The organism is Pedobacter sp. UYP1 (genome assembly GCF_040547305.1).
GTDB lineage: Bacteria > Bacteroidota > Bacteroidia > Sphingobacteriales > Sphingobacteriaceae > Pedobacter.
In genome coordinates, this window is the sequence record NZ_JBEPPL010000003.1 from 83515 (window position 1) to 109422 (window position 25908).

General features: G+C 40.2%; 23 protein-coding genes and 1 riboswitch. Of the genes, 8 read left to right on the forward strand and 15 right to left on the reverse strand.

The window, feature by feature from the left end:
* Positions 1-45: 45 nt before the first annotated feature.
* Positions 46-552, reverse strand: coding sequence for a bifunctional adenosylcobinamide kinase/adenosylcobinamide-phosphate guanylyltransferase (locus ABIB30_RS08195; protein ID WP_354300931.1), 507 nt, complete (start codon positions 550-552; stop codon positions 46-48).
* A gap of 2 nt (positions 553-554) precedes the next feature.
* A complete protein-coding gene (locus ABIB30_RS08200; RefSeq protein WP_354300933.1) occupies positions 555-1148 on the reverse strand; it encodes a cob(I)yrinic acid a,c-diamide adenosyltransferase in 594 nt (197 codons plus the stop codon).
* Between the two features lie 305 nt (positions 1149-1453).
* Here ABIB30_RS08200 and ABIB30_RS08205 point away from each other — a divergent pair, with 305 nt between their 5' ends.
* Positions 1454-1597 carry a hypothetical protein gene (locus ABIB30_RS08205; RefSeq protein WP_354300935.1) on the forward strand — a complete coding sequence of 48 codons (144 nt, stop codon included), beginning with the start codon at positions 1454-1456 and terminating at the stop codon, positions 1595-1597.
* 180 nt (positions 1598-1777) lie between these two features.
* On the opposite strand, the gene ABIB30_RS08210 is transcribed toward ABIB30_RS08205, so the two are convergent.
* The 8 genes from ABIB30_RS08210 to ABIB30_RS08245 all read right to left on the reverse strand — a co-directional run bounded on the left by ABIB30_RS08210 (position 1778) and on the right by ABIB30_RS08245 (position 11452).
* Positions 1778-3964 (reverse strand): TonB-dependent receptor, encoded by a 2187-nt coding sequence (locus tag ABIB30_RS08210; protein WP_354300937.1) that lies wholly within the window; start codon positions 3962-3964, stop codon positions 1778-1780.
* A 60-nt stretch (positions 3965-4024) separates the two neighbouring features.
* Positions 4025-5032 (reverse strand): ABC transporter ATP-binding protein, encoded by a 1008-nt coding sequence (locus ABIB30_RS08215; RefSeq protein WP_354300939.1) that lies wholly within the window; start codon positions 5030-5032, stop codon positions 4025-4027.
* A complete protein-coding gene (locus tag ABIB30_RS08220) occupies positions 5032-6060 on the reverse strand; it encodes an iron chelate uptake ABC transporter family permease subunit (RefSeq protein ID WP_354300941.1) in 1029 nt (342 codons plus the stop codon). Before ABIB30_RS08220 ends, ABIB30_RS08215 begins: the two co-directional genes overlap by 1 nt.
* Before the next feature lie 12 nt (positions 6061-6072).
* On the reverse strand, positions 6073-7242 hold the full coding sequence (locus ABIB30_RS08225) for an ABC transporter substrate-binding protein (protein WP_354300943.1): 1170 nt from the start codon (positions 7240-7242) through the stop codon (positions 6073-6075).
* A gap of 27 nt (positions 7243-7269) precedes the next feature.
* A riboswitch (cobalamin riboswitch) is annotated at positions 7270-7446 on the reverse strand.
* Between the two features lie 45 nt (positions 7447-7491).
* Positions 7492-8028, reverse strand: a complete 537-nt coding sequence (locus tag ABIB30_RS08230) for an AAA family ATPase (RefSeq protein ID WP_354300945.1) — start codon at positions 8026-8028, stop codon at positions 7492-7494.
* Positions 8029-8035: 7 nt separating this feature from the next.
* The gene (gene cbiB, locus ABIB30_RS08235) at positions 8036-8971 is read right to left on the reverse strand and encodes an adenosylcobinamide-phosphate synthase CbiB (RefSeq protein WP_354300947.1); all 936 of its coding nucleotides are present in this window, start codon (positions 8969-8971) and stop codon (positions 8036-8038) included.
* Positions 8956-9969, reverse strand: a complete 1014-nt coding sequence (locus tag ABIB30_RS08240) for a pyridoxal phosphate-dependent aminotransferase (RefSeq protein WP_354300949.1) — start codon at positions 9967-9969, stop codon at positions 8956-8958. The genes cbiB and ABIB30_RS08240 overlap by 16 nt, the downstream gene beginning before the upstream one ends.
* A gap of 4 nt (positions 9970-9973) precedes the next feature.
* Positions 9974-11452 (reverse strand): cobyric acid synthase, encoded by a 1479-nt coding sequence (locus ABIB30_RS08245; protein WP_354300951.1) that lies wholly within the window; start codon positions 11450-11452, stop codon positions 9974-9976.
* A gap of 159 nt (positions 11453-11611) precedes the next feature.
* Between ABIB30_RS08245 and ABIB30_RS08250 the strand changes: the two genes are divergently transcribed.
* The 5 genes from ABIB30_RS08250 to ABIB30_RS08270 all read left to right on the forward strand — a co-directional run bounded on the left by ABIB30_RS08250 (position 11612) and on the right by ABIB30_RS08270 (position 18302).
* A complete protein-coding gene (locus ABIB30_RS08250) occupies positions 11612-13102 on the forward strand; it encodes a glycoside hydrolase (RefSeq protein WP_354300954.1) in 1491 nt (496 codons plus the stop codon).
* A gap of 115 nt (positions 13103-13217) precedes the next feature.
* Positions 13218-13742, forward strand: a complete 525-nt coding sequence (locus ABIB30_RS08255) for a GNAT family N-acetyltransferase (protein ID WP_354300956.1) — start codon at positions 13218-13220, stop codon at positions 13740-13742.
* Between the two features lie 68 nt (positions 13743-13810).
* Positions 13811-15076 (forward strand): peroxiredoxin family protein, encoded by a 1266-nt coding sequence (locus tag ABIB30_RS08260; protein ID WP_354300958.1) that lies wholly within the window; start codon positions 13811-13813, stop codon positions 15074-15076.
* Positions 15077-15392: 316 nt separating this feature from the next.
* Positions 15393-17288: a T9SS type B sorting domain-containing protein gene (locus ABIB30_RS08265; RefSeq protein ID WP_354300960.1), complete on the forward strand. Its 1896-nt coding sequence runs from the start codon at positions 15393-15395 to the stop codon at positions 17286-17288.
* Positions 17289-17291: 3 nt separating this feature from the next.
* Positions 17292-18302, forward strand: coding sequence for a PorP/SprF family type IX secretion system membrane protein (locus ABIB30_RS08270; protein WP_354300962.1), 1011 nt, complete (start codon positions 17292-17294; stop codon positions 18300-18302).
* A gap of 74 nt (positions 18303-18376) precedes the next feature.
* On the opposite strand, the gene ABIB30_RS08275 is transcribed toward ABIB30_RS08270, so the two are convergent.
* Positions 18377-19570: an inositol-3-phosphate synthase gene (locus tag ABIB30_RS08275; protein WP_354300964.1), complete on the reverse strand. Its 1194-nt coding sequence runs from the start codon at positions 19568-19570 to the stop codon at positions 18377-18379.
* Positions 19571-19960: 390 nt separating this feature from the next.
* Between ABIB30_RS08275 and ABIB30_RS08280 the strand changes: the two genes are divergently transcribed.
* Positions 19961-20335 (forward strand): VOC family protein, encoded by a 375-nt coding sequence (locus ABIB30_RS08280; RefSeq protein WP_354300966.1) that lies wholly within the window; start codon positions 19961-19963, stop codon positions 20333-20335.
* An 11-nt stretch (positions 20336-20346) separates the two neighbouring features.
* On the opposite strand, the gene ABIB30_RS08285 is transcribed toward ABIB30_RS08280, so the two are convergent.
* Entirely contained in the window at positions 20347-20934 is a 588-nt protein-coding gene (locus ABIB30_RS08285) for a DUF4136 domain-containing protein (protein WP_354300968.1), read from the reverse strand.
* Between the two features lie 374 nt (positions 20935-21308).
* Between ABIB30_RS08285 and ABIB30_RS08290 the strand changes: the two genes are divergently transcribed.
* Positions 21309-21995: a DUF4397 domain-containing protein gene (locus tag ABIB30_RS08290; RefSeq protein ID WP_354300970.1), complete on the forward strand. Its 687-nt coding sequence runs from the start codon at positions 21309-21311 to the stop codon at positions 21993-21995.
* Between the two features lie 211 nt (positions 21996-22206).
* On the opposite strand, the gene ABIB30_RS08295 is transcribed toward ABIB30_RS08290, so the two are convergent.
* From ABIB30_RS08295 to ABIB30_RS08305, 3 genes are all read right to left on the reverse strand, one after another.
* Entirely contained in the window at positions 22207-24513 is a 2307-nt protein-coding gene (locus ABIB30_RS08295) for a TonB-dependent receptor domain-containing protein (protein WP_354300972.1), read from the reverse strand.
* Between the two features lie 169 nt (positions 24514-24682).
* On the reverse strand, positions 24683-25051 hold the full coding sequence (locus ABIB30_RS08300; protein WP_354300974.1) for a hypothetical protein: 369 nt from the start codon (positions 25049-25051) through the stop codon (positions 24683-24685).
* A gap of 53 nt (positions 25052-25104) precedes the next feature.
* Positions 25105-25890 carry an SDR family oxidoreductase gene (locus ABIB30_RS08305; RefSeq protein ID WP_354300976.1) on the reverse strand — a complete coding sequence of 262 codons (786 nt, stop codon included), beginning with the start codon at positions 25888-25890 and terminating at the stop codon, positions 25105-25107.
* Positions 25891-25908: the final 18 nt, after the last annotated feature.

Here is a 25908-nt window from a genome sequence, read left to right on the forward strand (position 1 = left end):
TGCTTTAAGGGCCCGTTTAAATTTAAACAGTTTCTAATATAATGATTATTGCTTCAAAAACAACGGAAGTCCTGACACCATAAAAACAGCCTCATCTGCTTTTGCCGCCACATATTGGTTAGCCCAGCCCTGAAGGTCAGCAAATTTACGGCCTACCGGCGTATCTGCATGCAGTCCCATACCCAATTCATTCGAAATGATAAAGAAAGTACCGGGGATTTCAAGCAGCTGGTCAATTTCTTTTTTAAAATCGGCCAGAGAAAGATCAATATCGTTATTGTGATCCATAAAGAAATTAGTTAACCATAACGTTACACAATCAATCACTGCATGCCGTCCCTGCAAGGGTAGAAGATGTAATTCCCGGTAAGCTTCAAAATTTGTCCACTCCGGCCCACGGTCATCCTGATGACGTTTTACCCTTTCCTGAAAATCATCATCCCATATTTTAGCAGTCGCCACATATACCGGATACGAACAAAGTTCTTTCACCCGCTTTTGTGCATAGGCACTTTTACCGCTTCTCACTCCTCCTGTGATAAAAATCAGCATCCTTATGGTTTTACAGCTGGATCAGTATTCTTAAACCTCTTATAAAGAAAAAGTTGCCATTTCTCTTCTGCTACACCCGCCTTATCCATTTCAGCCCGCGAAAGCGTGAAAAACAAATCGGACAAACGATTGATATAAGCAGGGATTGTTTCATCAACTTCATCTGTTTTGATTAAACTGACTAATCTTCTTTCTCCTCTTCTCATTTGTGTTCTGACCATATGGCAAAGTGCCGAGATCTCATTTCCGCCTGGCAGGATAAAATAATCCGAAGGATGTGTCATTGCATTTTCCAGCTCATCGATCCATGTTTCACAAAAAACAGGGCCGTCGGCAGGCATTGGATTGGTATTGATTTTTGCCGCATCAGATGGGCGTGCGAGATGTGACATCATATCCATCAGGTCTTTCTGAATTTTGTGCAGGTTACTTTGCCACTCATGCGCAGTACCGAGTTTTACTCTCAGCATACCAATAGTAGAATTTACCTCATCAAGAGTCCCCACACATTCTACCCTTACATCATCTTTATCAACGCGTTTCCCACCAAAAAGCCCGGTAGTTCCTTTATCCCCTTTTTTAGTATATATCTTCATGAATTTGTTTTTAGTTGCGAAAAGCTATGCTGATAATTGTTTAGCTGATCAGCAGCACAATTTTAGTAAATAAAATCTAGAAAGCATTCTTCGTTCCCGGCTATTGCAAATTGAACAAACATTTGCGCGGAAATCCAGGTATTCAATTTCCTTAGCCGGCTGATCCATCACCAAAAGCGAAAGGGTAACCGGCACTGGGAAGTTAAGATGAAAGAGGTTTTCCTGATTGCAATCCCCACAGCCTGGATCAGATTCCTAAGTATCTGGATAAACGTGTTTTTGAAAAAATATTTAATATCGCCGAAATGGAGAAATTATCACCAGAACAACAATTTGTATACGACTCGGTTTTACAACGGGAAGACGACGATTACAGCCGGCTTAAATCTGCGGAACGAAGAGGAAGGAGAGAAGGGATAGAAAAAGGAAAGGAAAGGAACAAGGCTTAGCGCAAGGACTTGAAAAAGGAAAACATGAAACTGCGCTGGCCATCGCAAGAAAAATGAAGGAAGAGAATTTTGATCCGGATAAAATTGCCGGGTTTACCGCACTCTCCATAGAAGAAATAGAACGTCTTTAAATACAAAAAAGGATACTATGTGAACCATAGTATCCTTTTTAAAGCTATTTTAGAAACTGATGTTATACCTTAGAGAGAAGTTCCTTCCTGCAAGGTTAAATCCACGTTTTTCATAATAGTTTTCGTCTGTAATGTTATTCATCAGAAAAGTAACTGTATGTCTTTTCTTGTAGGTATAACTGGCTGCAAAATCTGCTGTCATAAATTCAGGATAAACAATTTCTGGAAATTTAGGGTCATTAAAATCAGTATCCTTACGTTTACCAACGTATCTTCCGCTTAATCTTAAATCAAGTCCTTTCAGGTTGTTAAATTCAAAGCCATAGCTTGAGGTAAAGTTTGGTACATTATAAATGTCCTTAGTCGTTTCAGTACCATTAGCTGCAATCGTAACCTCTTTAGCTTTGGATGATTTAGTCGCATTACCAAAAACTTTTAAAGAATAGTCTTTGGCTGCCAGTGTTCCGAAATCCCACGCAACCTCGGCCTCAAAACCGTTGATATTTGCTTTATTTGCATTGATATAAGTCATACGGCTGCTAATTGGGAAACCACTTGGTGTAGTTTCAACTGGCACAGGTACGGTGGTCTGCGTGGTGATCCTATCTTTAACATAAGTATTGTAATAAGTGAAATCAGCAGTCAGTCCCCATTCAGACTTATTGAATCTCAGACCCGCATCCCATGAAATACTATTCTCATTTTTCAGGTCAGCATTTCCCTGGATCACACTTGCTTTACCGTCCTTAACTTTTTCAGAATAACCAGCTACGTTATAAGCATCTGGTGTTACAAAAGCACGGCCTGTGGTCGCATGAACAGTAAATAGCTTGTTAAGCGAATATTGAGCGGCTAAACTTGGACTAAAGAAAGGATTTGTTTTTTTTCCACCAGCATAGGTAGTCAACAATGGAGTTTGCTTCACATCATAAGTAATCAGATCCAAACGTACTCCTGGATTAATGACTAATTTATTGTCCAGAAAATTTAATTGCCCCTGAATATAAGCCGCGCCAGAAGAAAGGCTGTAGTTTGGAGAATACGGAGCAGATTCAGAGCCATCAGAATTAAAAGATTGGGAGCTCGTTGAAGCATTGCTATAATCCAGACCAAAAACCACTGAATGATTTCCTAATTGGTAGGCATCTTTAGCCTGTATCCCTTTCCAGCTGGTTACGCTTTTATAAGAAGCATAAGGCGCCACAAGTCCGTTAACAGTCAGTAAGGTATTGTTCAGATTATTCTCTTGTGAAGTATACCCTTTCAAGGTTAAATGATGCTGATCGATAGTACCGGAAAGCGTTGCCTCCTCATTATGACGTTCAATATCTTTTGTACTCGGCTGTCCGTTTCCAAATTGTATATCACTCGGAGATTCTACATTTTTGGCTACAAAGCGTTCTCCACGAACATCGAGTCTCCAGTTAGCATCAAACTGATAACCTAATCTCAAACTTCCTGTATTGTAGTTCAACTTTGTATAATCTCTTCTCAATCCATCAGAACGTTTATCATCCATTTCAACAGGCCCGGTGGTATAATTATAAAGTGCAGAATTAGCACCTAGCATCTTTCTGAACAGATTACCATTCCCTAATTTCATATTTTTAGCTCTGTCATAATTCAGGAAAGACAAATCAAAATCTAATTTCTTACTGATATTACCTCCTGCTGAGGCACCTAATTTAGTAGTTTCATAAGAACCGTACTCGGCAAAAACATTCCCATGGATATCACCAGAAGATTTTTTAGTGATGATGTTCACTACCCCACCCATAGCCGATGAACCATATAAGGCAGAAGCAGGACCCTTAAGTACTTCAATACGTTCGATATCTGATGGATTAATCGTAGCAATACTTACCGTACCTGCCGGACGACCGTCAACTAATAATAAAGAACGTTGATTTAAACCGCTTGTTTGTGGTCTGAAACCACGAATACCAATACCAGAAGAAAGGCCTGGGTATTGTACAATACTGATGGAAGAATTCTTTTTCAATAGATCCGTTACTTCCTGCGAAGAAGTCATATCTATTACTGCTTTACTGATGACCGTCATACTTTGTGGTACATGACGCCTTTTAATTTCCGTCCTTGAAGAAGTAACTACCACTTCGTCAAGTGAATTAGTCTTAACGGAATCAGCTTTCTTTTCTTGCGCTAATGCAGAACTGCTGAGTAAAACCGTGCCTATAAGCAGGTTTTTAAATGATAAAGGTAAATTTTTATTCATATAATTAGTATTGGTGTGTAAGCGTTGTTATGTGCTGTAATAGCTTTGAGTACCGGAATATCAGAGTGCCTGGAGAAATCCAGGCAAGGAAGTATAGGTAGCTGATTCATTGTTCTTTAGTACCGTCCAAAGCGTATCCGCTCCTTCTCCGCTGATAGAAACTTTCAGGGTATGGTCTGCCGCTGAGGATATACTAAAGCCATTTCTGACCAAAGCCTTTTTAGTCCAGAAAGCAGCAACGCCCTCTCCTGTCACTTTAATATCGCGTTTCCCTGCATAATGAATATTAAAGGTGCCGCTCGCCGCATCAAAGACAATTCCATCTTTCTCAAATGCATGTTGAAAAGCCCCGTTTAAAACCAGTTCTTCTGGCAATCCGGCATCCAGCTGTCCGCCATTGCTCATCAGCCAGATCTGGTCAGCAACCTGTAGTGCTAAATCAAGTTCATGCGTAGAAAGTAAAATCGCTTTATTAGTCTCTTTAGCGAGCTGATGCAATAAACGCATCAGTTGTATCCGGCTGGGCAAATCAAGGTGAGCGGTAGGCTCATCTAAAATAATCAGCGGGGTATCTTGTGCCATTGCCCTGGCCAGCATCACTTTCTGACACTCCCCGTCACTCAGGCTATCCATTTTTCTACCTATAAAAGCTCCGGTATCTGTGGCTTTTATAGCCTGTTCAATAATAAGTTTGTCTTGTTCAGTCAATATGCCTAGCCAACCTGAGTAGGGATACCGCCCTAATGAAATGAGCGAATAAACATCCAGGTTACCAGCTCTGACATTATCAGTGAGTACCAGGCTTATTTTCTTTGCAATTTGTGCTGGTTTAAGCTTGTTCAGCGCCGCACCGTCCAGTATAATTTCACCTTTCAATGGCTGTTGTAATCCAGAAATAGTTCTGAGCAGCGTAGATTTACCGCAACCATTAGGGCCTAGCAAACAAACAAGCTGCCCGGCATGAAGTTCTAAATTTAAAGGCCCGGCAATGACTTTAGACTTCCCTTTTCCTGCCTTGTAACCTATGGCTAATGCTGAGGTATGTAATAATGAGGTTTGCGCTTCCATTAGAATCCTCTTAATTTAGTAGGCCCTGCAATAATCCAGATCACAACAGGTGATCCTACCAGTGCAGTAATCACATTGATTGGCAAAACCGTCTGACTTCCTGGCAATTGTGCAACCAGATCACAAATAAGCATTAAAACCGTTCCAATCAGACAACAAGCGGGTATTAAAATACGGTGGCTTGAAGTATTGAATAAAGCTCTTGCTAAATGTGGTACAGCTATCCCTATAAAACCGATTGGACCGCAAAAGGCGGTGATCCCTCCCGCTAAAATACTTGTACTGCCGATAATCAGCATCCGCGCACGCTTTACAGTTAAACCCATACTTTTGGCGTAATTGTCGCCCAGTAATAAAGCATCCAGCAATTTAGAAGACAAGAATGAGATGAATAAGCCAGCAAAAACAACAACGGCCAGAATTAACAGCTGCCCGCCAGTTACCCCGCCCAAAGAACCAAATGTCCAAAGCAAATAATCTTTAATCAGCTCAGGTGAGCTAAAATACTGCCAGATACTAATTACTGAAAGTGTGATATTCCCAATCATCACGCCGACAATCAATACAATAACATTATCTTTTAAAGAAGAGGAAATGGATACGATCAGAATCATGATCAATGCTGCTCCTAAAGAGGAAGCCACAATAATTAACCAGCTTCCCGAAATACCCAGTTCTTTAATGGTATATAAACTGGTAATACTCCCGGCTGAAAGCATGACCAGGGCCACCCCTAAACTGGCACCGGCAGTAATCCCTAAAACTGAGGGCCCAGCTAGCGGATTGCGGAAAAGTGTTTGCATTTGTAAACCGCTTACAGATAAGCCACAGCCCACAATAATGGCTGTCAATGCTTTAGGCAACCTGATTTTTTCAATGATATAAACCCAGGTATCATTTCCTGCATCTGGGGTAAATAAGACCTTGATCACGTCTTTTAAAGGGATGTGGACGGAACCAAGGGCTACATCAAGCAGGAATGCCACCACTAATATGGCCAGCAATACTAAAACTTTTATTTTGTTCAATTTCTTAAGGAATTAATTCAATTGCTTGTAATAAACGAGCTGGTAATCTGGTAGTAATTCGGGATGAAAGATCTTGATTAAGTCGCTTAAGATTAGCTGTGGATTAACAGCTCCGGATTCCCAATAATCATTGGAACCAATATCATTTACCTTTTTATTAAAATTAAAAATGTGACTTTCTTTGAATGGTTTAAAATCAGCATAACGGCTGTCTATTGCTTTGATATCATTTTTACTATCTACAGTTCCCACATTCAGCCAGAAATCTGCCTGTAAAGCAACTGGGGCAACAGTTTCAAAATTAAGTGGCAAACTACCTTTTCCATGGACATCCGCCCATTTATAATTTGTACCGGCATCCTTAAGAAACTGAACCATGTAACTGTCACCATCTGGTACATACCAGGTCCCTTTGTAAGGCATACCACAAACCAGTGTTGGTTTGGTCACCGCCTTTTTTCCTATTGCTGCCAGGCGGTTATATTCTTTCTCGACTGCCTCAAATTTAGTATTGACGTAGTCTTCTTTATCCATCAATGCGGCCATTAATTTAACCCACTCTGCACGGCCAAGCGGTGTAGTTTCCAGCCATTCAGAGTTGAGCATTACGGGTACACCCGCGCCGGTCAGCGTTTCGTATTTACTGAATTTAGCATCAGGGCTACCCATCACCATCACCAGGCCCGGTTTCATACTGATCAGCATTTCATCGTTCATGGTTCCGTCTATGCCTACTTCTTTGACTTTACCCGCAGTTATGTTTTTTCTTACGGTTTCAGAACTTACATATTTCAAGCTCCCCAAACCTGTTATCGCATTTGCTGAACCTGCAAAATCAGCTAATGCGATATGCATAGATGACATCGCTATTAAGCTCTGGACAGGGATTTGTATCAGCTGTGCTTTTTTATAGCCTTCAGGAGCCTTCGCCCCTTTCGCTAATAAAACATATTGAACAGTATCTGCATGTGCCCCCATACCGGAATAAATACTGACCAGTTTATAGTCATCATAATAGTCGATATTAAAGCCTTTGGCGTATTTAATTGCTGCACTGCCGGTTTTTGCGGAGGTATGTTTTTGACCAGACTGGTTCTGTTTGCAAGAGGTTATCAGCAACAGAGAAACGATCAGACAGGGGAATATTCCTCTGAATGATGAATAATTTGTTTTTTTCATCATAAAGTTTAGCCTTTCTTCCGAAAGCATTTAATAACTATTCATAAGGCAGGTCTTCTGACTTCCTCAAACTGCAACCTTCCCTTCTTTGCGAAAGTGGTATTAACAGCAGTTCAATAATGAGGTTTACAGCAGCGGAGACTGTTCCGGATTTACGCCGGGATTCCCTTAAAGCATTTTACAGGCACTTGTTCAAGTCTTAATGAGCTTAAAACAGATGCTTCCCTAAAATGCAGCCTTAAGACTGCAAACCTAGATAAAATCGAGGATAAATGCAATGCGCTCTGACAGTGAGTTTTTGGGAACATCAATCAGCTCAAATCCGCAGGCAATATATGCCTTCCTGATAGCTTCATTTAGGAGTACAGCCTCTTCAAAGGTTTGCCAGCGCTCACTGTCATTCACATAAATAGCTTCCCATGGCGGGAGTATAAAAACCTGTTTGTGGTAAGGGTAAAGCCCTAAAGCAGTATAATATTCTTTCGGGACAGCGACCTCAGCTACATCCAGGTAAGCAATAATATCAGGAATAGCACGGTCAAAGAAAACAATGCGATCTGCAGGTGCCTGATTCCAGGAAAGAATCATTTCTCGTAAAACTTTAGCTGAAAAACAGGAAATATCTATCCAGGGCAAACAGAATGATCCTTTTGCGCTCTCCTGAATGATCATCTTTCTGGATATTTCTTCAGAACAAAAATAACCTTGTTGCTGCAATCCGTTAATCAAGGTTGTTTTCCCTGAGCCGGGCCCTCCGCTAATGATATATTTTTGTACTGGACTGATCATGGAGTGGTTAGAGCTGAAAGAAATAAATACTGATGGACAAAACCATGAGCAGGCAAACACCCTGATTGATACTGCTCACTATTTTGAATTCTTCGTGTTTAATTTCCCGGCTGTTGCTACCGATAAGTGGTTTATCAACCAAAATCCCATGGTAAACATTCGGGCCTCCAAATTGAACATCCAGTATTCCGGCGAGTGCCGCTTCAGGATAACCAGCATTCGGGCTTTTATGTTGATGTCCATATTTCATCACGTATTGCCAGCCCCGCATACTAAAAGTTACCAGCAGCATCAATACAGTTGTTATTCTTGCCGGAATAAAGTTGGCAACGTCATCCAGACGTGCTGCGAATTTTCCAAAATATTCATACCTCTCATTCCGATAACCGATCATGGAATCCAGTGTATTGATCATTTTATAAGTAAGCATACCAGGGATACCAGCGATAAAGTAGAAAAATAGTGGTGCAATTACGCCGTCGCTCAGGTTTTCTGACATAGTTTCAAATACGGCTACACGGATCTGTTGTTCGTCCAGATTTGAGGTGTCGCGCCCTACAATACGGGATAAACGTTTCCGCCCGGCTTCGAGCCCTTTATATTTCAAAATATCAAAAACTTGTTTCCCTTCTGTAATTAGTCCTTTATTAGCCAGAGCGTAATAGACAAAGGCAGTGGCAAACAGAAAATATACAGGTACACTATGGCTTAGCATAAAATGGATCGCTCCATAAAAAACTAAAAATGTTCCGGAACATAAAATCAGCACCATAATCATTCCTCTAAGAAATCTGAATTTTCCTTTGTTCAGGTGTTTTTCACCTAAATTGATCAGACTGCCAAAAAACCGGATTGGATGAGGTAAACCTTCGGGATCGCCAAAGAGCAAATCCAGCAGATAACCTGCAAGCAAGGGGATTACAATGATTATATAGTTTTCCATTCAGCTAAAGCATTAATCAGCAATTGATTTTCATTTTGACTTAAAGTGGCAATACGGATATGTTTTTCGGTAAGTCCTCTGAAATTCCCTGCATCACGGATCAATATATTAAATTCTTTTAGTAAAAACTGTTTTAATATCGCGCCGGTATGCTGATTTGTAGTGGCCAGAAAAAAATGGGTGTGACCGGGATAGACTCTCAGCGGACTGCCCTCCAGTTTTTTTATAAACTCATCCCGGTCTGCTAACAATTGCTGCAGGGGAATTTGTATCGTATGGAGATGATCGAAAATAAAATGACCTGCTGCTATAGCCATTGCATTTACCGCCCATGGTAATTTAAAAGATCTCAACCGCTCAATCAGCACTGCATTGGCGGCGATATAACCTAACCTTAAACCCGGAATAGCATAGGCTTTGGTCATGGAGCGTAAAACGATCAGGTTCTCGTATTTTTCAATTAAACCAAGCACTGAGGTAATCGATAAAGTAAATTCAATAAAAGCTTCATCAACAACAAACAGAACCTCAGGATGTTGATGGATTAAGGTTTCCAGTTCTTTAAAAACTGCTCCGGTAGGGTTGTTGGGGTTGCAGATAAATAACAATCCGGTATCGCTGGAAACCCCGGTCTCCAAATCGTCCCAATTCAGGAAATGCAGTTGAAGTCCGAATAGTTTACAAGCGTCTTCATATTCTGCAAAAGCAGGAATGGTTACCGTTGATTTTCTATTTTTAAAAGCCTGAGCAACCAGGTAGATACTTTCGGTACTGCCATTGGTGACTAATATATTCCCAGATTTAAAGCCATAAAAAGACGCTATCTTTTGAGTAAGGCTTTCTGCCAGTACTTCAGGATAACGCTGTACGTTGTCCCATTGCGTAAAAAGATGTTCTTTCAGGCCTTTTGGTGCTCCCCCATGCCATACATTCGTACTAAAATCTGCTGCTAATGTTTGCTGATGTAAATATCCATCGTCTCCGTGTCCCTGAAACATTTTATTAATCTTTTATATGCTGATACACCTGTTCAATATCCAGGTTTTCTCTTAACAAGACAGCTAATTTATCATATTGTTCGCTTCGGAATTGTAAGTAATCTACATATGGTACTTGCAAATCGGTATATGGGGCAACTAAATCATTGATGACGATCTGGTTATCCAGAATACCATGCAGGTAGGAACCCCAGCATTTTTCTGATAAAAAATAACCATCAGTATCTTTTCCTTCCAAATGTGCTACAGGTTGCGGTACTCCATTAACTTTCGTTTCTCCCATATGAATCTCATATCCAATACATTTTTCAGAGAAATCACGGTAGGTAAAACTACATTGCCTGGTCGTTTTTTCATCGCGTAAAAGGGTTTCGACAGGTAAAATACCTAAGCCTTCAATTTCTCCTGCAGCAGATTCTATTTGCCCGGGATCTTGAATGGTTTTACCCATCATTTGATATCCTCCGCAGATACCAATCACTGTCTGCTGGTTTTGGTGTGCCTGGATAATCGCTTCTGCCATTCCATTTTCCCGGAGTTCAATCAGATCTTCAATTGTATTTTTACTGCCAGGCAGGATAACAATATCCGCCTGAGCGACTCCTGCTGCGGTGTGGGTATAATAAAGATTGATCCGGCTATCTTTATCTAAACGGTCGAAGTCAGTGAAATTAGACATTCTGCTTACCAAAACCACCGCAATATTGACTTTACCAGGCACCGGTTGATTTCTTTTGAGTTTCAGAGAAACGGTATCTTCTTCTTCGATAAAGATATCCTTGAAGTAGGGAATAATCCCGATGACAGGAACTCCGCATAAATCTTCTATCATCTTTTTCCCATCCTGGAAAAGATCCGGGTCGCCTCTGAATTTATTAATGATAATCCCCTTAATACAAGCTTTTTCTACTGGCTCCAGCAGTTGCATCGTTCCATAAAGACTGGCAAAAATACCTCCCTTATCAATATCAGTGACCAGATAAGTAGCCGCACCAGCTGCTATAGCCATCCTCATATTGGTAATATCTCTTTTTTTAAGGTTCAGTTCAGAGATACTTCCCGCCCCTTCCATAACGATGGGTGAATAGCGGGAGGCCAGTCTTTGATAGGCGAGTTTAACTTCTTCAAAGAGTATTGCGCGATCATTTGATAAAAAGTATTCTTTTGCACTTTGATTTCCAATAGATTTCCCATTCAGGATCACTTGTGCAGTTTGATCATTCGTTGGTTTAAGCAACACAGGATTCATATCGGTATGACAGGGAATCCCGGCAGCTTCTGCTTGCACCGCTTGTGCACGGCCTATTTCCAAACCTTCGGGAGTAGCATAACTGTTAAGCGACATATTTTGCGCTTTAAATGGTGCAGGCTTATAGCCATCTTGTTTAAAGATCCGGCAGAATCCGGCAGTAATCACACTTTTACCTACATCAGATGAGGTTCCAACAAACATGACAGGTCTGAGCTTCCTTTGATTTTCCATGACTTGCAAGCTTACGCAATTTATCAGAGCTTAACAATGCAATTCCTGCACATTAGCCACCAAATTCAACTTCTGCCTCAAGTAAAATCTGATTCCTTTCCATTATCTTAATGTTCAATTAACAACAATCACTGATACTTGAAAAACAATAATTTAACCATGAAACGATCAACTTTAATTATGATTCTGCCGGTTTTACTGGCTTTATCTTGTAAAAAAGAAAATGTCTTGCAGCAGCAAAAGCTCAGTTCAGCAAAAAATGATGCGGTAGAAATTTCCAAGGATACCGCTGGTATTACTTTGTCCTGGAATAAAACCTATCAAAAGATAGAAGGATTTGGTGCATTCGGGGGTAGAATTACTCCTTTTTTCGAATCTCCGAAACGTGATAGTATTATGAACCATCTATGGGGACAAACGGGTCTGCAGCTGACCATCATCCGCGGAAAAATTATCCGTAGTTATCCTTTTGATAAACAGACTGGTGTAGTGACGATCAAACCTGCTGGAACTAGTATTGATATGGATGTAAATAGTCCTGCTTATCAAAAACTGACTGAAGAAGAGAAAGAGCAGATCGGTCAGTTATGGATTTTAAAAAAAGTCAAAGAGCGTTACCAATTGCCAATTATATTTGCAAGCGCCTGGACACCTCCGCTTTATATGAAGACTAACCCTGGTAGTGAAAGTGCCAAAAATTTCAATGGGCTTGATTTTAAATGCTGTTCGACGGATTTCGCGCGTTATTTGTCTGGCTTCACTAAAGCTTATCAAAATGAAGGAATCAATTTTTATGCGATTTCACCAACCAATGAGCCTGAAAATATATTTTCGGACTGGGATGCTTCTTATTGGGATTCAAAACATTTGGGCGAATTTGTTTCTAATAATCTCCGCCCTGCTTTAAATGCTGCCGGATTAAATACAACAAAAATCATTTCTTCGGAGAATGCAGCCTGGGGAACAGCCAATTCTTTTCTTGCTGGAATGGATAAAAGTAATGTCGATATTTTAGCCGGACATGGTTATGTAGAAATAGGAGATCTTATTTTTGGTAAACGCGGACTCAATCAGGATCCGAAGCCCTGGTCTTTCGCTACAGGGAACAAGCCAGTCTGGTTAACTGAAACCTCGGATGATGGGGGTACTTATGATGGTACAATTACTGGTGGTCTTAAGTTAGCGACGAGTATGCATAAGTTTCTGGCAGAATGTAATATCAATGCCTTTGTGTATTGGTTGGGTATGCTGGCTATTAAAAATAATGAGTCTCTGATCGGCACCAATAGCGATGGCAGCCTGGAGTTTCCTAAAACTTATGAGGTTATGGGACAATTTTCAAGGGCTATTCATCCTGGTTATATTCGTTTTGATGCGAAACTGCAGAATAATTCAACATTGAAAGTTTCAGCTTATAAAGATCCTGTATCTGGAAAGTTCAGTTTGGTTGCGATCAATCCTGGTCAGAAAGCCGTGGTTTGTAAAATACAGTTAGCTGGTTTTAGTACCGGATTGCTTAATTCTTATCAAACTACGGATAGCCCTGTCAGATGGCAGAGCGCTGCACCCACTGTTGTTAAAGCGAATGGGATTTTCGAAGTACTAGTTCCTGCTTCAGGTGTAATTACTTTTACAGGTACGAAAGGATAACCCGAAAACAAATTGTCATTTTAGGTTTTAGAGCTATTTAGCTATAAAACCTAAAATGATTTAATAAAATGTTGCAGCCATCCTAAGAATAATCATTAAGTTAGGTGTTGTAACTATGAATAAAATGCTCTTTAAAGAGATAGCGACAGAAAGACTCTATTTAATTCCTTTTACATTTTCCATTTGTGAGCAGGTTTTAAACAAGGATTTTAGCGGTTTAAATGCTTTAGATATAAGTCCTGGTTATGGATGGCCGGATGCTGATATGCTGGATACATTGCCCAGAGTTATAAATAAGCTTGACCTGGTAACCTCTCCGTCTGGTTTTGAATCGTGGATGATTATTGAAAAGCAAACACATACTGTTATTGGGGATACAGGTTTTAAAGGTTTACCGGATTTAAACGGAGCAGCCGATGTGGGCTATGGAATTATAGCCGGTGCCAGGCGCAAAGGTTATGCAACCGAGGCCGTGAAGGGCTTGATCGAATGGGCATTTCAACAACCTGAATTACAAATCATCACAGCAAGTTGCGAAGTCAAAAATACAGGTTCACAACAAGTTTTAAAAGCCCTTGGGTTTACTTTGAAAGGAACGCATGAAGGCTACTACCAGTGGGAACTCAAACCGGTCTCCTGATAATTTGACGGTATTGTTACTCTACAGAGTTAGTAGATTTTAATTACATATAGTATATTCGCCCCATTATGATAACAATCGATCAAAAATTAATTACGCATATGTATAAAAAGACTCTTGCTATAGGTTTATTTGCTCTTTTATCTGTTGGTGCTTCTGCACAGACTTCACTTCAGCATGGGGCCTGGCGCGCAGCACTTTTAAGAAATGATGGAAATAAGATCATTTTCAATCTTGATATTCAGCAGCAAAAAGGAAAAACAGTATTTTATATTGTTAATGAGCCTGAGAAAATGCTTGCCGACGATGTAACTATCGTAGCGGACTCTGTATTTATTAATATGCCGGTTTTTGAATCTGCTTTCAGGTTAAAGATAATCTCAAAAGACAGTCTTTCGGGAACATGGATCAGGAAAACTACATCAAAAGATATCGTGATGCCTTTTACTGCGACAACTAAAGAGGCTTACCGCTTTCCTGCTGTACATGGGGATGCAACTGAAAATGTAAATGGTAAATGGAAAATTGATTTTACAAGAAGTAATAATTCTGAGCGGGAAGCTATCGGACAGTTTGTACAAAAGGGCAATCAGGTTACCGGATCTATCCTCACTCCTTCTGGCGATTATCGCTATCTTTCTGGAATAGTTACTGGAGATTCACTCCAGATATCAACTTTTGATGGTATCCATGCGATGGTATTCACCGGAAAGATTAATAAAGGAAGTATTACAAATGGTAATTTATATAGTGGCCCGGTTTCTAAAGAAGTATGGACTGCAAAAAAAGATGAGCAGGCAGCATTATCTGCTGAACAGGTAACCAGGCTTAAGGACGGTGAGGATGGAAGTTTAAATTTCAGTTTTCCTGATATCGATGGAAAACAGGTTTCAATTAAGGATAAAAGATTTAAAAACAAAGTGGTTATTATTCAGCTGATGGGATCCTGGTGTCCTAATTGTATGGACGAAACAGCGTTTCTAAGCGAATATTACGACAAGAACAACAAGAAAGGCGTAGAAGTTATCGGACTTGCTTACGAGTACACTACAGACTTTAAACGTTCTGCTGCGAGTGTGCGCAAATTTCAAAAAAGATTTAATGTGAACTATCCTTTGCTGATCACCCCTACTACGGTTTCTGATTCTTTACACACGGAGAAAACACTGCCGCAGCTCACAGCCATCAAAGTATTTCCAACTACACTGATTCTTGATAAGAATGGAAAAGTAACGGAAATTACAACCGATTTTTACGGCCCTGGTACCGGAGACTACTATACAAGATATAAGGAAGCTTTTGAAAAAAAGATCAATGAGTTGCTTGAAAAATAATTCATTTCAATAATTTCAAACCTTTTTAAAAAAATGGGACATGATTTAAAACATCATGTCCCATTTTTTTTAGAGCTCCAGGGAGTTATTTACCACCCTGAGGAATATCTGGCAAAACCTCATTATTCTACAATTATGTTGAATACTCAAAACTATAATGTTTTAGCCTGATTAAAGGAGAGACAGCACTCAGGATTTATCTAATAAAAAACTACAAATGAGTGTATTACATCTAAAACAGATTGATGAATTTTATCCTTAGATTCAACTGAATTTAGAAAAAAAAGACTTGAAGGTTGTACAATATTGTAGATTATTGAAGTATAAAATTTTATGTATTGTCCTTTTGTACTGTAGTGTCACTTTACCCGAAAAAGTATTTTCACAGATTTGCAGGGGCAGTTTCGGTGACCCGGTTGTGACCATTGATTTTGGAAGAGGCAAGGGGAATTTTGGTCCGTCCTTAGGCTCAAGCACAAACTATCAATACACTGCTTCACTTTCCCCTGGTGATGGGTCTTATACCATTGTGAAACGTATCGGTCAGGGATCATGGTTTAATACGGTTAATCACACGCCAGATGATCCGGATGGTTATATGATGATGATCAATGCCAGCTATCAGCCGGGTGTTTTCTATGAAACAGCCATTAACACAGATTTGTGTCCGAATACTACTTATGAGTTCGCAACCTGGGTGACCAATTTATTGACTTACTCAGGTAACAAACCCAACCTTACTTTTGCCATACTGACATTGGATGATCAGCTATTAGGAACCTACACTACCGGAGATATTCCGGAAACACCTGTATCTACGTGGAAACAGTATGGTTTTTTGTTCAGGACCAGTAATACGTCTAAAGTTAAAATCAGAATTACAAACAATGGACCGGGTGGAGATGGAAATGACCTTGCCCTGGACGACATTACTTTTAGAGCCTGCGGACCAAAAATTACACCGTTAACGGACAATACAAGCGAAACGGAAAAGACGATTTGTGAAGGAAATGGAGTTGTATTGTCTGCTAGTGTTGAAGGTTCACCAACTTTAAAGTATCAATGGCAAAAAATGGTGGGCAACCAGTGGTCAGATCTGAATGGGGAAACCGCTATACAGCTTAACCTTACTGCGGGATCTTTACAGGTTGGTGATTTTCAATATCGCCTGATGGCTGCAGAAGCTACAAACTTTAGTTCACCGGCTTGCAGAACTACATCATTGCCAATTAATATTCATGTAAAACCTTCGCCAAAACCTATGGTTGTGTCTGAGCAAACTGTTTGCGAGGGAAATACAATTCAGCTGGACGTGACAGGTGTGGATGGCCCATATTTATGGACAGGACCGGATAACTTCACTTCTACAGAAAAATCACCCGTCATCGAAAATGCAACCCTTAACCGCGCTGGCGATTATGAGGTTACCACAACACTGGGTACTTGCACTGCTTCTGCGAAAATCAAAGTGAATATGTTGCCAGTTCCTATTCCTCTTGTTGATGCTCCGGCACCAATCTGTGAGGGAGCTTCGGTGGTACTTCACGCTGCGGGAGGGACACAATATAAATGGGCTCCGGCAACTGGGTTGTCGGCTACAGACATTGCTGATCCGGTTGCCTCCCCTGTGCAGAGTACTTTATATACGGTCACAATTTCTAATGGCAGCTGTGAAAAGCAAGCGAGCGTCATGCTGGATGTATTTAAGAAAATAACGGCCAGTGCAGGGCGCAACCGGGTAATCATTGAAGGACAAACGGTTAGTCTGGAGGGACAGGTATCGGGAGATCATGTCAAGTTCTTATGGACACCTGCTGACTACCTGGACGACCCAACTAAATTGAATCCTGTAGCCAGCCCCGTGCATGATATCACTTATACTTTAACTGCCTGGTCAGAAAATGGTTGTCCGGGCAATACGCAGGATGTTGCTATCCGCGTACTGAAAAAACTGGTAATTCCGAATACCATTACGCCAAATGGAGATGGTATCAACGATACCTGGGATATTGCTGCTCTGGATAGCTACCCCGCTGCTACAGTATATGTATTTAATAGATATGGTGGAAGAATTTATTCCGGAACTGGTGATGGAAAAAGCTGGGATGGGAAATATAATGGAGAATATGTGCCTGTAGGGGTCTATTATTATGTGATTGATTTACATGATGGGCAAAAAACACGCTCTGGCTCCTTAACAGTATTAAGGTAATTTATGAAAACAGTATTCCTGATATTAACTGGTGTTTTTCTTTTTAAGGTTAGTGATGGCCAGCAGCGGCCACAGTATACCCAGTATATTTTCAATAATTATCTGCTCAATCCTGCGCTTTCTGGTATAGAAAATTATACAGATGTAAGGATAGGTTCAAGGGTACAATGGACTGGAATAAACGATGGCCCGGTCACCTCTTTTTTTTCCATTCATGCGCCTTTGGGCAAACAGTATTTGTATGGAAATTCAAATTCTTTTGCGGAGAAAGGTGCAAATCCTATGGAACGAAGTTATCTGCAGAATTATATGGCTGCTGAGCCACATCATGGAATTGGTATTTCCGGGACACTGGATAAAACAGGCCCTATTAAAACGCTGGACCTGAAGGCCTCTTATGCTTACCATCTCGGATTGAGTTCGAAAATAAACCTGAGCCTGGGGGTAGCCGCGGGAATTTCAAGAATGTCACTGGATATTTCAAAATTGAGTCTTGAAAATAGTATTGATCCTGCAATTACTCCAGGTTTTAACAGCAGAACACAGCCCGATCTTGATGCAGGGATCTGGTTATATGGGCCCGATTTTTTTGCAGGTGTAGCTGTTCAGCAGTTGTTAAATAAACCGCTTAATTTTTCTGATGCTCAGGCGGCAGTTGAGGGAAAACAGGTACCTCATCTATTTGTCACAGGCGGTTATAAGTTTTTTCTCAGTGAGGAGATTTCGGTAACCCCTTCAATCATGTTCAAAAAAGTCCAGCCTGCCCCTTTGTCCGCAGATATAAATTTTAAAGTAGCATTTAAAGATAAGTTTTGGATTGGAGGAAGTTATCGTCCGCAGGATGCGGTATCTGCGATGGCAGGTTTTAATATCAGTTCGCTGCTGGTGTTGAGTTATGCTTATGATTTTACCACTTCTGAGCTCGGTTCGATAAGTAATGGTACGCATGAAATCGTACTGGGCATTTTATTGAATAACAGGTATAAAGTCACTTGTCCGCAAAGAAACTGGTAGGCTGCTAATTTCTATATTAAAAAAAACGGCTCAGACATTAAGGTCTGAGCCGTTTTTTTATATTGCTGTAAGCGCTATTTTTTCAATTGTTTTTTTGTTGATGCTGTTAACTCACGTTTAGCCAATGCATGACATTCGTAGATTGCATCACTAAACATCATTTGCTCTGGTGGAGTTTTCTGAGTAGAAGCTGATGGTCCTCTAAGAGCACCTACCAGGCCTAATTCTCTAGCCACATAAACGTATCTGATCGCATCGATAACTACACCAGCAGAGTTAGGAGAATCCTGAACCGAGAGTTGCGCATCGAAGATTACAGGTGCTCCCATAAAGCCTTCTAATTCCAGACGGAAGTTAGCCACTTTATTGTCTCCGTAATAAGCGATATATTCTGAAGGGCCAGCGTGAAGGAAACTGTCTTCTGTAGAGATACCTCTGATATCGTTTTGTGCACGGATTACGTTTTCTTTAGAGATCTTTTTAGATTTCAGACGATTTTTGTCTTCCATGTTAAGGAAATCTGTATTTCCACCAACATTTCTCTGAATGTGAGCCTTCACATGGTGACCTCTTTCGAAAGCCAGCTCCTGAAGCATCTGAGAAACAATACTTGCGCCGAATTGACTGCGCATGTCATCTCCGATAATTGGGATACCAGCATCTATAAACCTTTGCTCCCATGCAGGATCTGAAGCAATAAATACAGGAATACAGTTTACTAAAGAAATACCTAATTCAATACAGATTTCTGCATAGAATTCTGTAGCTAATTGTGAGCCAACAGGAAGGTAGTTGATTAATACTTCGGCTTCGTGTTTACGCAATTGCGCAACAATTTCAGCACGTAAAGCAGTTACCTGAGCTTGATCGTAGGTTACGCTATCAATCAAAATATCAGTATTCTTTAATTCATCTTTGATGACGAATCTGTTAGCTTCAGGATACGCAATCATTTGTGGAGATACTCCATCAATAACTGGTGATCTGTAGATAGGAGCTTCTGATTCTATGTCAGCATTTAATATGATCGTACAATTTGGTTTAGCAAAAATGGCATCCTTTAACGGGTGACCGATTTTTCTTTCATCTACATCAAATCCGCAAACGAATTCAATGTTAGCTGCTTTATATCCACCGATATCATTAGCCATCAATCCTGATGTCTTTTCTGCATGTTTAGTGTAAAATTCCACGCCTTGTACTAATGAGCTGGCGCAATTACCTACGCCTAAAATTGCAACTCTGATTTTCTTTCCTTGGTTATGCATTGTTTGAACTTGGGTTATTCTAAATTTATCAGACGGAGAGCTTAAAGGCAGAATTCATCCATCTAAATCTCCGCAAAAATAGAAATCCGATTATTATTTCCAGTATAGTTTTGGGCAATATAGAGATAATTATCATAAGATGATTAAATTTTACATTCTGACAACTTTAAGAACATAGTCAGTTTTTATGAAAAGACTAAAAGCTGTCTGTTTCTTGTGTTTATACATTTATGAGCTATATCATTAAATTCATCTTTTTTACACGTATATTAAGTTATTAATAAGATTTCAGGGTATTGACAGGAATAAAAAAACTGCTGGTTACCTTATTTGTTAAACTTATCATCTTGCCAATTTAAGAACAGCAGGTATAACGAAAAAATTACGTCCATGAATAATTACAAGGATCAACATACGACTCTCCCCTATCTGATGCTCGAAAATGCAATAGAATTTATTGAATTCGCTAAAATTGTTTTCAATGCAGAGACAAAATCATTAAATATAGCAAGTGATAACAGAACAGTTTTATCTGCCGAAATTAAAGTCGGACATAGTATACTGCTGCTGTCAGAAGCGGCAGATAAGTATGGGAAAGCAGTTGGTAATTTTTTTATCTACGTGGGCGATGCGGATGAAACATTTCAGCGGGCCATCTTCCATGGGTCTTTTGTAGTTACCGAAGTAGCTGATATGGATTATGGAAGGTGTGGAGGTATCCAGGATCCTTTTGGGAATACCTGGTGGTTAACCTCCACGACTTAATTCCAGTTCTTTTATTGAGGCAGCTTTTTAAAAATATTGCTGATGACACCGGGTATTTCATTGATTGCTTTTTCAGGATTATTGACTTCTCCTTCTGCCCAGCCTCTCCAGATTACTTTAGATGATTTACGATCGATAATATCAATCATGATACTATTAGCTTTAATTCTTATACTTCTTTCCCGGTCACCGACATAAATTGGCAATGGGTTATAATATGAATAGTAATAAACTCTCCTGCCCCCGTAATAGGAAACACGTGGAAGTATTCTGGATGGCGGATTATAATAAACCGGGTCGGTATAATCTTTCACTTCCTTATTCACTACTGCAGTGTACCTGAGTAATAAATCGGGATGATCACTTTGCAGAGCAAAGCCTCTGTTTTTCATTTCCTGACTAGCCGATTCTACAATCTTATCTGTGGCTACATCATTATCATAGATAGAGGTTGATTTTGATTTTCCCTCGGGTATCCAGGCGAAGGTTTTATATTTTGCAGGGTCGAGTGGTTTATGAGCCACTGCGTAATAGTTGTAGGAGGAACATCCTGAAAATACAACGGCTGTTATAAACAGCATTAAAACTAGCTTTTTCATGTTCATATCATTTAATATTAAACACACGGTATCAATAATTATATTGATAAATGGTAGACAGGTGGCGAGGCAGAAAGTTTAATTCGGTTGTGTATTTAGTAAGGGGTTCATGGTGATTTCATCTGGATACAAAAAACGTGTCAGCATCGCTCCAGTGTACATTATTTAGTACACTTATTTTTGCAAATCTCAAATTACTCCTAAAAGTTTTAAATATTATTTAATAACACCATAAAACATTGATTAACTGTTAGATATATTTAAATTTTTGATTTTCAATTAAGAAATCAAGTGCTGCGGATTAATTGTTGCAAACGGTCAGTCGTAACAACAATGTTATTCAAAAATAATTACCTATTTAATTAAATCAATTTATGAAAACAAGATCAGTATTAAAAAACTTATTGAAGGGCACCGCTATTTTATCTCTTGCTGTATTTGTAACTTCTTGTAAGAAAAACGATGTTGATAGTTCGGGATCAGCCAATGTTAAAGTTGTGAATGCTTCTCCTGCCTCTGCTAATCAAGGATTCTACCTGGCAAATACAGCAGTTGTAAATGGAGGATTAGCTTTTGCAAATGCATCGGCTTATATTTCCACAAATTCTGGTAATAACCTGGTTATGGAATTTAGAACTGATGGTTCTTCAACAGCTTATGCAACAGGTAAAGCGGATATTAAAAACGGTTCTAATTATACTGTTTTTTTAGCGGGAGATGGACAAGCTGCCAGAGTTAAAATTTTTGAAGATGACAGAAGTGCACCTGTTAGTGGCCAGGCTAAAGTAAGGTTTGTACATTTAAGTGATGCGGCTCCGGCTAATATTGACATCAGACGTTCATCTGGTGAAAATCTGGCCGCAAATCTTGGCCGCGACGTAGCAACAAATTTCGCTACTATAACCCCTGGTGTTCTTTCTCTTCAGGTTTTTGCAGCCGGCCAGTCTACAAGTTTGGGAAACTTTGATTTAACAGCGCTTGCTGCTAATAAAATTTATACTGTTTATATTACAGGGTCTACTGCGAATTCAATTTCGGTTCGCCAGATTACACAGGAATAGTTTATTTTCTGTGTTTAATTAAAACAAAAGGTGGTTGCTGTGAAGAAACTGATTGTGTGAGGAAATTAGTTCCTGGAAGGGAACTGCCTTTTGTCTAAAATTAAAACAGGCTTTACTATTTCAAGTCGGCGCCCGCCTGAAGGGGCGGCCAATGTCTTGAAATAGTAAAGCCTGTTTTAGTTAAAGTTCTTCCGATTTGAAGAATCAGTTTTTAGAAGAAATATTTCAGGTTTAGTCCTGCATAACCGTTTCTTTTAGGCGAAGGGTTAAAGTAGGCTGGCTGCGCACCGCTGTAGCCAATTGCATTTAATGATAGAATTGAGCTATAGGATTCGTTGAAAAGGTTATCAATACCGCCGTAAACATTTATCTCGAATACTTTTCCTAACCTTTTCTTATAGCCTGCTTTAAGGCCAGCTACCTGATATGATGGGTTATAGTCTGTGTTTTTATCATTTAATGGCATTTTATCATTGTAGTAATAATTCAGATAACCGTATAATCCAAAACGAGTTTCCAGGTCAAGACCAGCGCTGATTACCCAGGGTGAAATTCCAGTCAGTGCATTTCCATTGTAAGAGGCGGTTATGGCATTATTCGCATCCAGAATCTGATAATCCTTAAACTTGAAAGCTGAATAGGTTAAGGCAACAAAAGGTCTCAGGCTAGCTATCTCTTTGTGATCTTCTGCTTTTAGAATTTGCCAGGATAAGGCTAGTTCTGCTCCGTTGTGTGTTGTTTTACCTGCATTGTTATAAATGGTAATGCCCTGTTGTACGGATTGTCCGATTAACTCCCCCTTCATGTCCATTTTGAAGACAGAAAGGTCATAACTTAATCGCGAATTCAGCAAATTACCTTTGGCGTTAATTTCATAATTTATTGCTTTTTCGGCTTGCAGGGTTGGATTAATTGAGCCGTCCACATTTTTCACTTCGGAGCTGGATGGTGGAGAAAAACCAGTACTTACACTTCCATGTAAGCTCAGGGCATCAGAGAAATTATGACTGATCGCAATTCTTGGAGTAGCCTGAGGTTTAAAATCTTTTATTCCGCTTTGTGCTGGCACCAAATAGTTGGAGACATCATATTTCAGGCTATTGTAGCTTAAACCCAAAGTTAGCAGGGTGTTTGCTCCGAGTTGTGTCTCCGATTGATAAAATAAAGAGTACAATGTATTCCGGTAATCTATATTTCCATTGAGTGCGCCCTCGGTACCTTTGTTATTGACATATTGGGTTCCTTTAGTGAGGCCTTCGTTAAACTCTGCGCCTACAATAAATTTAGTTGGTAATTGGGAGAAACCGGGGTTATAGGTAAAGCTTGTTCTTCCGCCGTAACTTTGATAGTAATTCCTTAGGTAGGCATAAGGTAAGGGATGATTCAAATCGTAGGAATAAGTAAAAACGCTGGTGCTGTTGGACAATTGATCATTGATTTGATATTGCTGTCCTAAGCCAACCCTGGTCCAGGTTTGGTAGCGTCCGGCTTGCTTATCGAGGTTACTGGCATTGGCTTGCAGGGGGTTTGCAGCCACCTGGTCAGCAGTCAGTGATCCGGGGATCTGCGAATACTGTGTTGTTCTGTTCAGTAAAAGCGTGATGATTCGTTTATTGCTTGGGAAAAGCTGAAAGTTACCGGATAAGAATCTGCGCATGTCATTGCTGTGGTCTCTGTAACCGTCATATTCCTGCCATCCGTAAGAAACATAGCTGTTAATTTTGTCTCCGCCGTTACGGTAAGTTGCTGCCAGCCGATGTAAACCGTAGCTGCCTGCTAAGCCTGATGCTTCCAGACTTTGCTCCTGATAGGGTGAGCGTTGTAATTGGAAATTAATCACGCCACCTGTTCCTGCACCGTAAATGCTTGATGCGGGACCTTTGATCACTTCGGCCCTGCCGATGCTGTTCACGTCCAAGGCTTCAATACGGGTTGTTCCGTCGGCCTCTGTAACTGGAATATCATTCAGGTAGACTTTTATATTTCTTAATCCGTAAGAGGATCTGACGCCGTTTCCACGAATCGCAATCCTGGCTTCAGAGAGTGTGCTCTGATCCATTCTTACTCCGGGAATAGAGTTCAGGGCGGATTGAAAGGATAATCCGCTGCCGCGGTTAAGGTCTGCACTGGTAATCATTCCGATAGAACCAGCAGTTTCTTTTTTGGTACGGTTTCCGGCAAAACCGGTTACACGTACTTCGTTCAGGCTGGATTCATCGGCATCGAGCTGGATATTCAGGCTACCTTCTTTTTTACTATAATCAACTTCCTGTGGTTTGAAACCGACAAGGATGAATTTGTAATGTTGATCCGGGGTGGTATTTTCAATTTTAAAGTATCCATTTTTATCGGATACGGTCAGTAGTTTATTATCGGATGTTTTGATACTTACACCGGCAAGGGCCTGCCTGGTTTGAGAGTCATATATATTACCTGTTATGGGCTGGTTTTGCGCCTGAACGTTTTGCTTAAAAAAGGCAAAAGAAGCCAATAGCAGCATTAATCTGAAAAGTTTCATTAATTGATAAATTATAATTCATATAAATATTGCCCGTATCAATCCGCTTCTTCACGCTGATTTGACAGTTAAATTTCAAAACAGCGTAAGGACATGCTGACCGGGATGTCATACCTGTTCCCTGAAGATTTTAAAAAATCATCCGGGTTCTGGTTCAATAAGAATAGAATTATATGCGGGGAGGCTGAAAGATTTCAGCAGCATATGCTGGCAGGCGAAAAGGTAATTCTTCCTTATATTCCTGCATCACCAGGGTTGTATAAGGATTAAACAATAGTTTTTCAACGACTACACCTAATTGGTGCATACTCCTTTGAGTTTCACGTTCTCTGCTCTTTTCCTTTTGCTCTGCCTGTTTTAATTTACGCGTCAGGTAACATTTACCATTGCAGTGCATTTGCGGCTTATCGCGGTTAATACAGAGTTTGGAGACGATATAGTTCTCGTTCAGTTCAAACCCTGCCTGCACAAAGACCTGGCTAAAGTTAGCGGTCAATGTGGTAAAAATCAGCAGATGTACGAGAATGCTTCTGAACATTTTGCAAATATAGAAATCTTACAGGCTGTTCACAGCTTCTGCTGCAAAATATCTCAGGAACTGATGGACCGGTCAAGATGCACATATCCTCCGTCCACGTAAACTAACTGTCCTGTGGTATGACTTGATCTTGGTGAGAGCAGAAAAACAACGGTATTGGCGATCTCTTCTGTAGTGGTCATGCGCTGTTCAAATGGAATTTTAGCAGCAATATCTTTCAGTTTCTTTTCAGGTTCTGGCAGCGAGCTGATCCAGGTTTGATACAAAGGGGTGTAACACTCAGCTACGATCACAGCGTTTACGCGGATACTGTAAGGTAATAATTCTACAGCCCATTCTCTGGTCAGCGCATTTCTTGCGCCATTTGATGCGGCATAGGCTGATGTTCCTCCCTGACCTGTATCCGCTACTTTTGAGCCAATATTTACAATCGAACCTTTGCTTTTTTTCAAATAAGGAAGTGCATGATGGGCCATCAGGTAATAGTGGATTACATTCTTATGCAGGCTGGCTACAAAATCCTGATAGTTCCCATTTTCCAGACCTACCCCATCATTCACTCCGGCATTATTTATCAGACCGTCTATCCGGCCAAAAGTATTGATAATCGTCTGAATGGTTTGTGCTGCAATCAGCGGATCTGTCAGTTCTGCAACTACCTGGAAAGCTTGTTGGCCTTCACTAATAATTTCATTGACGAGTTTCAGGTTATCAGCTTCTTTCCTTCCGATAATAACAGGTATAGCGCCTTCATTTGCCAATTGACGAACAATTCCTTCGCCAATCCCTTTTGCCCCGCCGGTAACGATGACAATTTTATCTTTTAATTGCAGATCCATTATTAATGATTAAATGAT

Coding starts and splice junctions, on each gene's coding strand:
- ABIB30_RS08260 (WP_354300958.1), top strand. CDS start 13,811: ATGATAACAATCGATCAAAAATTAATTACGCATATGTATAAAAAGACT.
- ABIB30_RS08230 (WP_354300945.1), bottom strand. CDS start 8,028: ATGATCAGTCCAGTACAAAAATATATCATTAGCGGAGGGCCCGGCTCA.
- ABIB30_RS08205 (WP_354300935.1), top strand. CDS start 1,454: ATGGAGAAATTATCACCAGAACAACAATTTGTATACGACTCGGTTTTA.
- ABIB30_RS08245 (WP_354300951.1), bottom strand. CDS start 11,452: ATGGAAAATCAAAGGAAGCTCAGACCTGTCATGTTTGTTGGAACCTCA.
- ABIB30_RS08285 (WP_354300968.1), bottom strand. CDS start 20,934: ATGAAAAAGCTAGTTTTAATGCTGTTTATAACAGCCGTTGTATTTTCA.
- ABIB30_RS08225 (WP_354300943.1), bottom strand. CDS start 7,242: ATGATGAAAAAAACAAATTATTCATCATTCAGAGGAATATTCCCCTGT.
- ABIB30_RS08255 (WP_354300956.1), top strand. CDS start 13,218: ATGAATAAAATGCTCTTTAAAGAGATAGCGACAGAAAGACTCTATTTA.
- ABIB30_RS08290 (WP_354300970.1), top strand. CDS start 21,309: ATGAAAACAAGATCAGTATTAAAAAACTTATTGAAGGGCACCGCTATT.
- ABIB30_RS08295 (WP_354300972.1), bottom strand. CDS start 24,513: ATGAAACTTTTCAGATTAATGCTGCTATTGGCTTCTTTTGCCTTTTTT.
- ABIB30_RS08240 (WP_354300949.1), bottom strand. CDS start 9,969: ATGTTTCAGGGACACGGAGACGATGGATATTTACATCAGCAAACATTA.
- ABIB30_RS08270 (WP_354300962.1), top strand. CDS start 17,292: ATGAAAACAGTATTCCTGATATTAACTGGTGTTTTTCTTTTTAAGGTT.
- ABIB30_RS08200 (WP_354300933.1), bottom strand. CDS start 1,148: ATGAAGATATATACTAAAAAAGGGGATAAAGGAACTACCGGGCTTTTT.
- ABIB30_RS08195 (WP_354300931.1), bottom strand. CDS start 552: ATGCTGATTTTTATCACAGGAGGAGTGAGAAGCGGTAAAAGTGCCTAT.
- ABIB30_RS08210 (WP_354300937.1), bottom strand. CDS start 3,964: ATGAATAAAAATTTACCTTTATCATTTAAAAACCTGCTTATAGGCACG.
- ABIB30_RS08275 (WP_354300964.1), bottom strand. CDS start 19,570: ATGCATAACCAAGGAAAGAAAATCAGAGTTGCAATTTTAGGCGTAGGT.
- ABIB30_RS08280 (WP_354300966.1), top strand. CDS start 19,961: ATGAATAATTACAAGGATCAACATACGACTCTCCCCTATCTGATGCTC.
- ABIB30_RS08300 (WP_354300974.1), bottom strand. CDS start 25,051: ATGTTCAGAAGCATTCTCGTACATCTGCTGATTTTTACCACATTGACC.
- ABIB30_RS08215 (WP_354300939.1), bottom strand. CDS start 5,032: ATGGAAGCGCAAACCTCATTATTACATACCTCAGCATTAGCCATAGGT.
- ABIB30_RS08305 (WP_354300976.1), bottom strand. CDS start 25,890: ATGGATCTGCAATTAAAAGATAAAATTGTCATCGTTACCGGCGGGGCA.
- ABIB30_RS08250 (WP_354300954.1), top strand. CDS start 11,612: ATGAAACGATCAACTTTAATTATGATTCTGCCGGTTTTACTGGCTTTA.
- cbiB (WP_354300947.1), bottom strand. CDS start 8,971: ATGGAAAACTATATAATCATTGTAATCCCCTTGCTTGCAGGTTATCTG.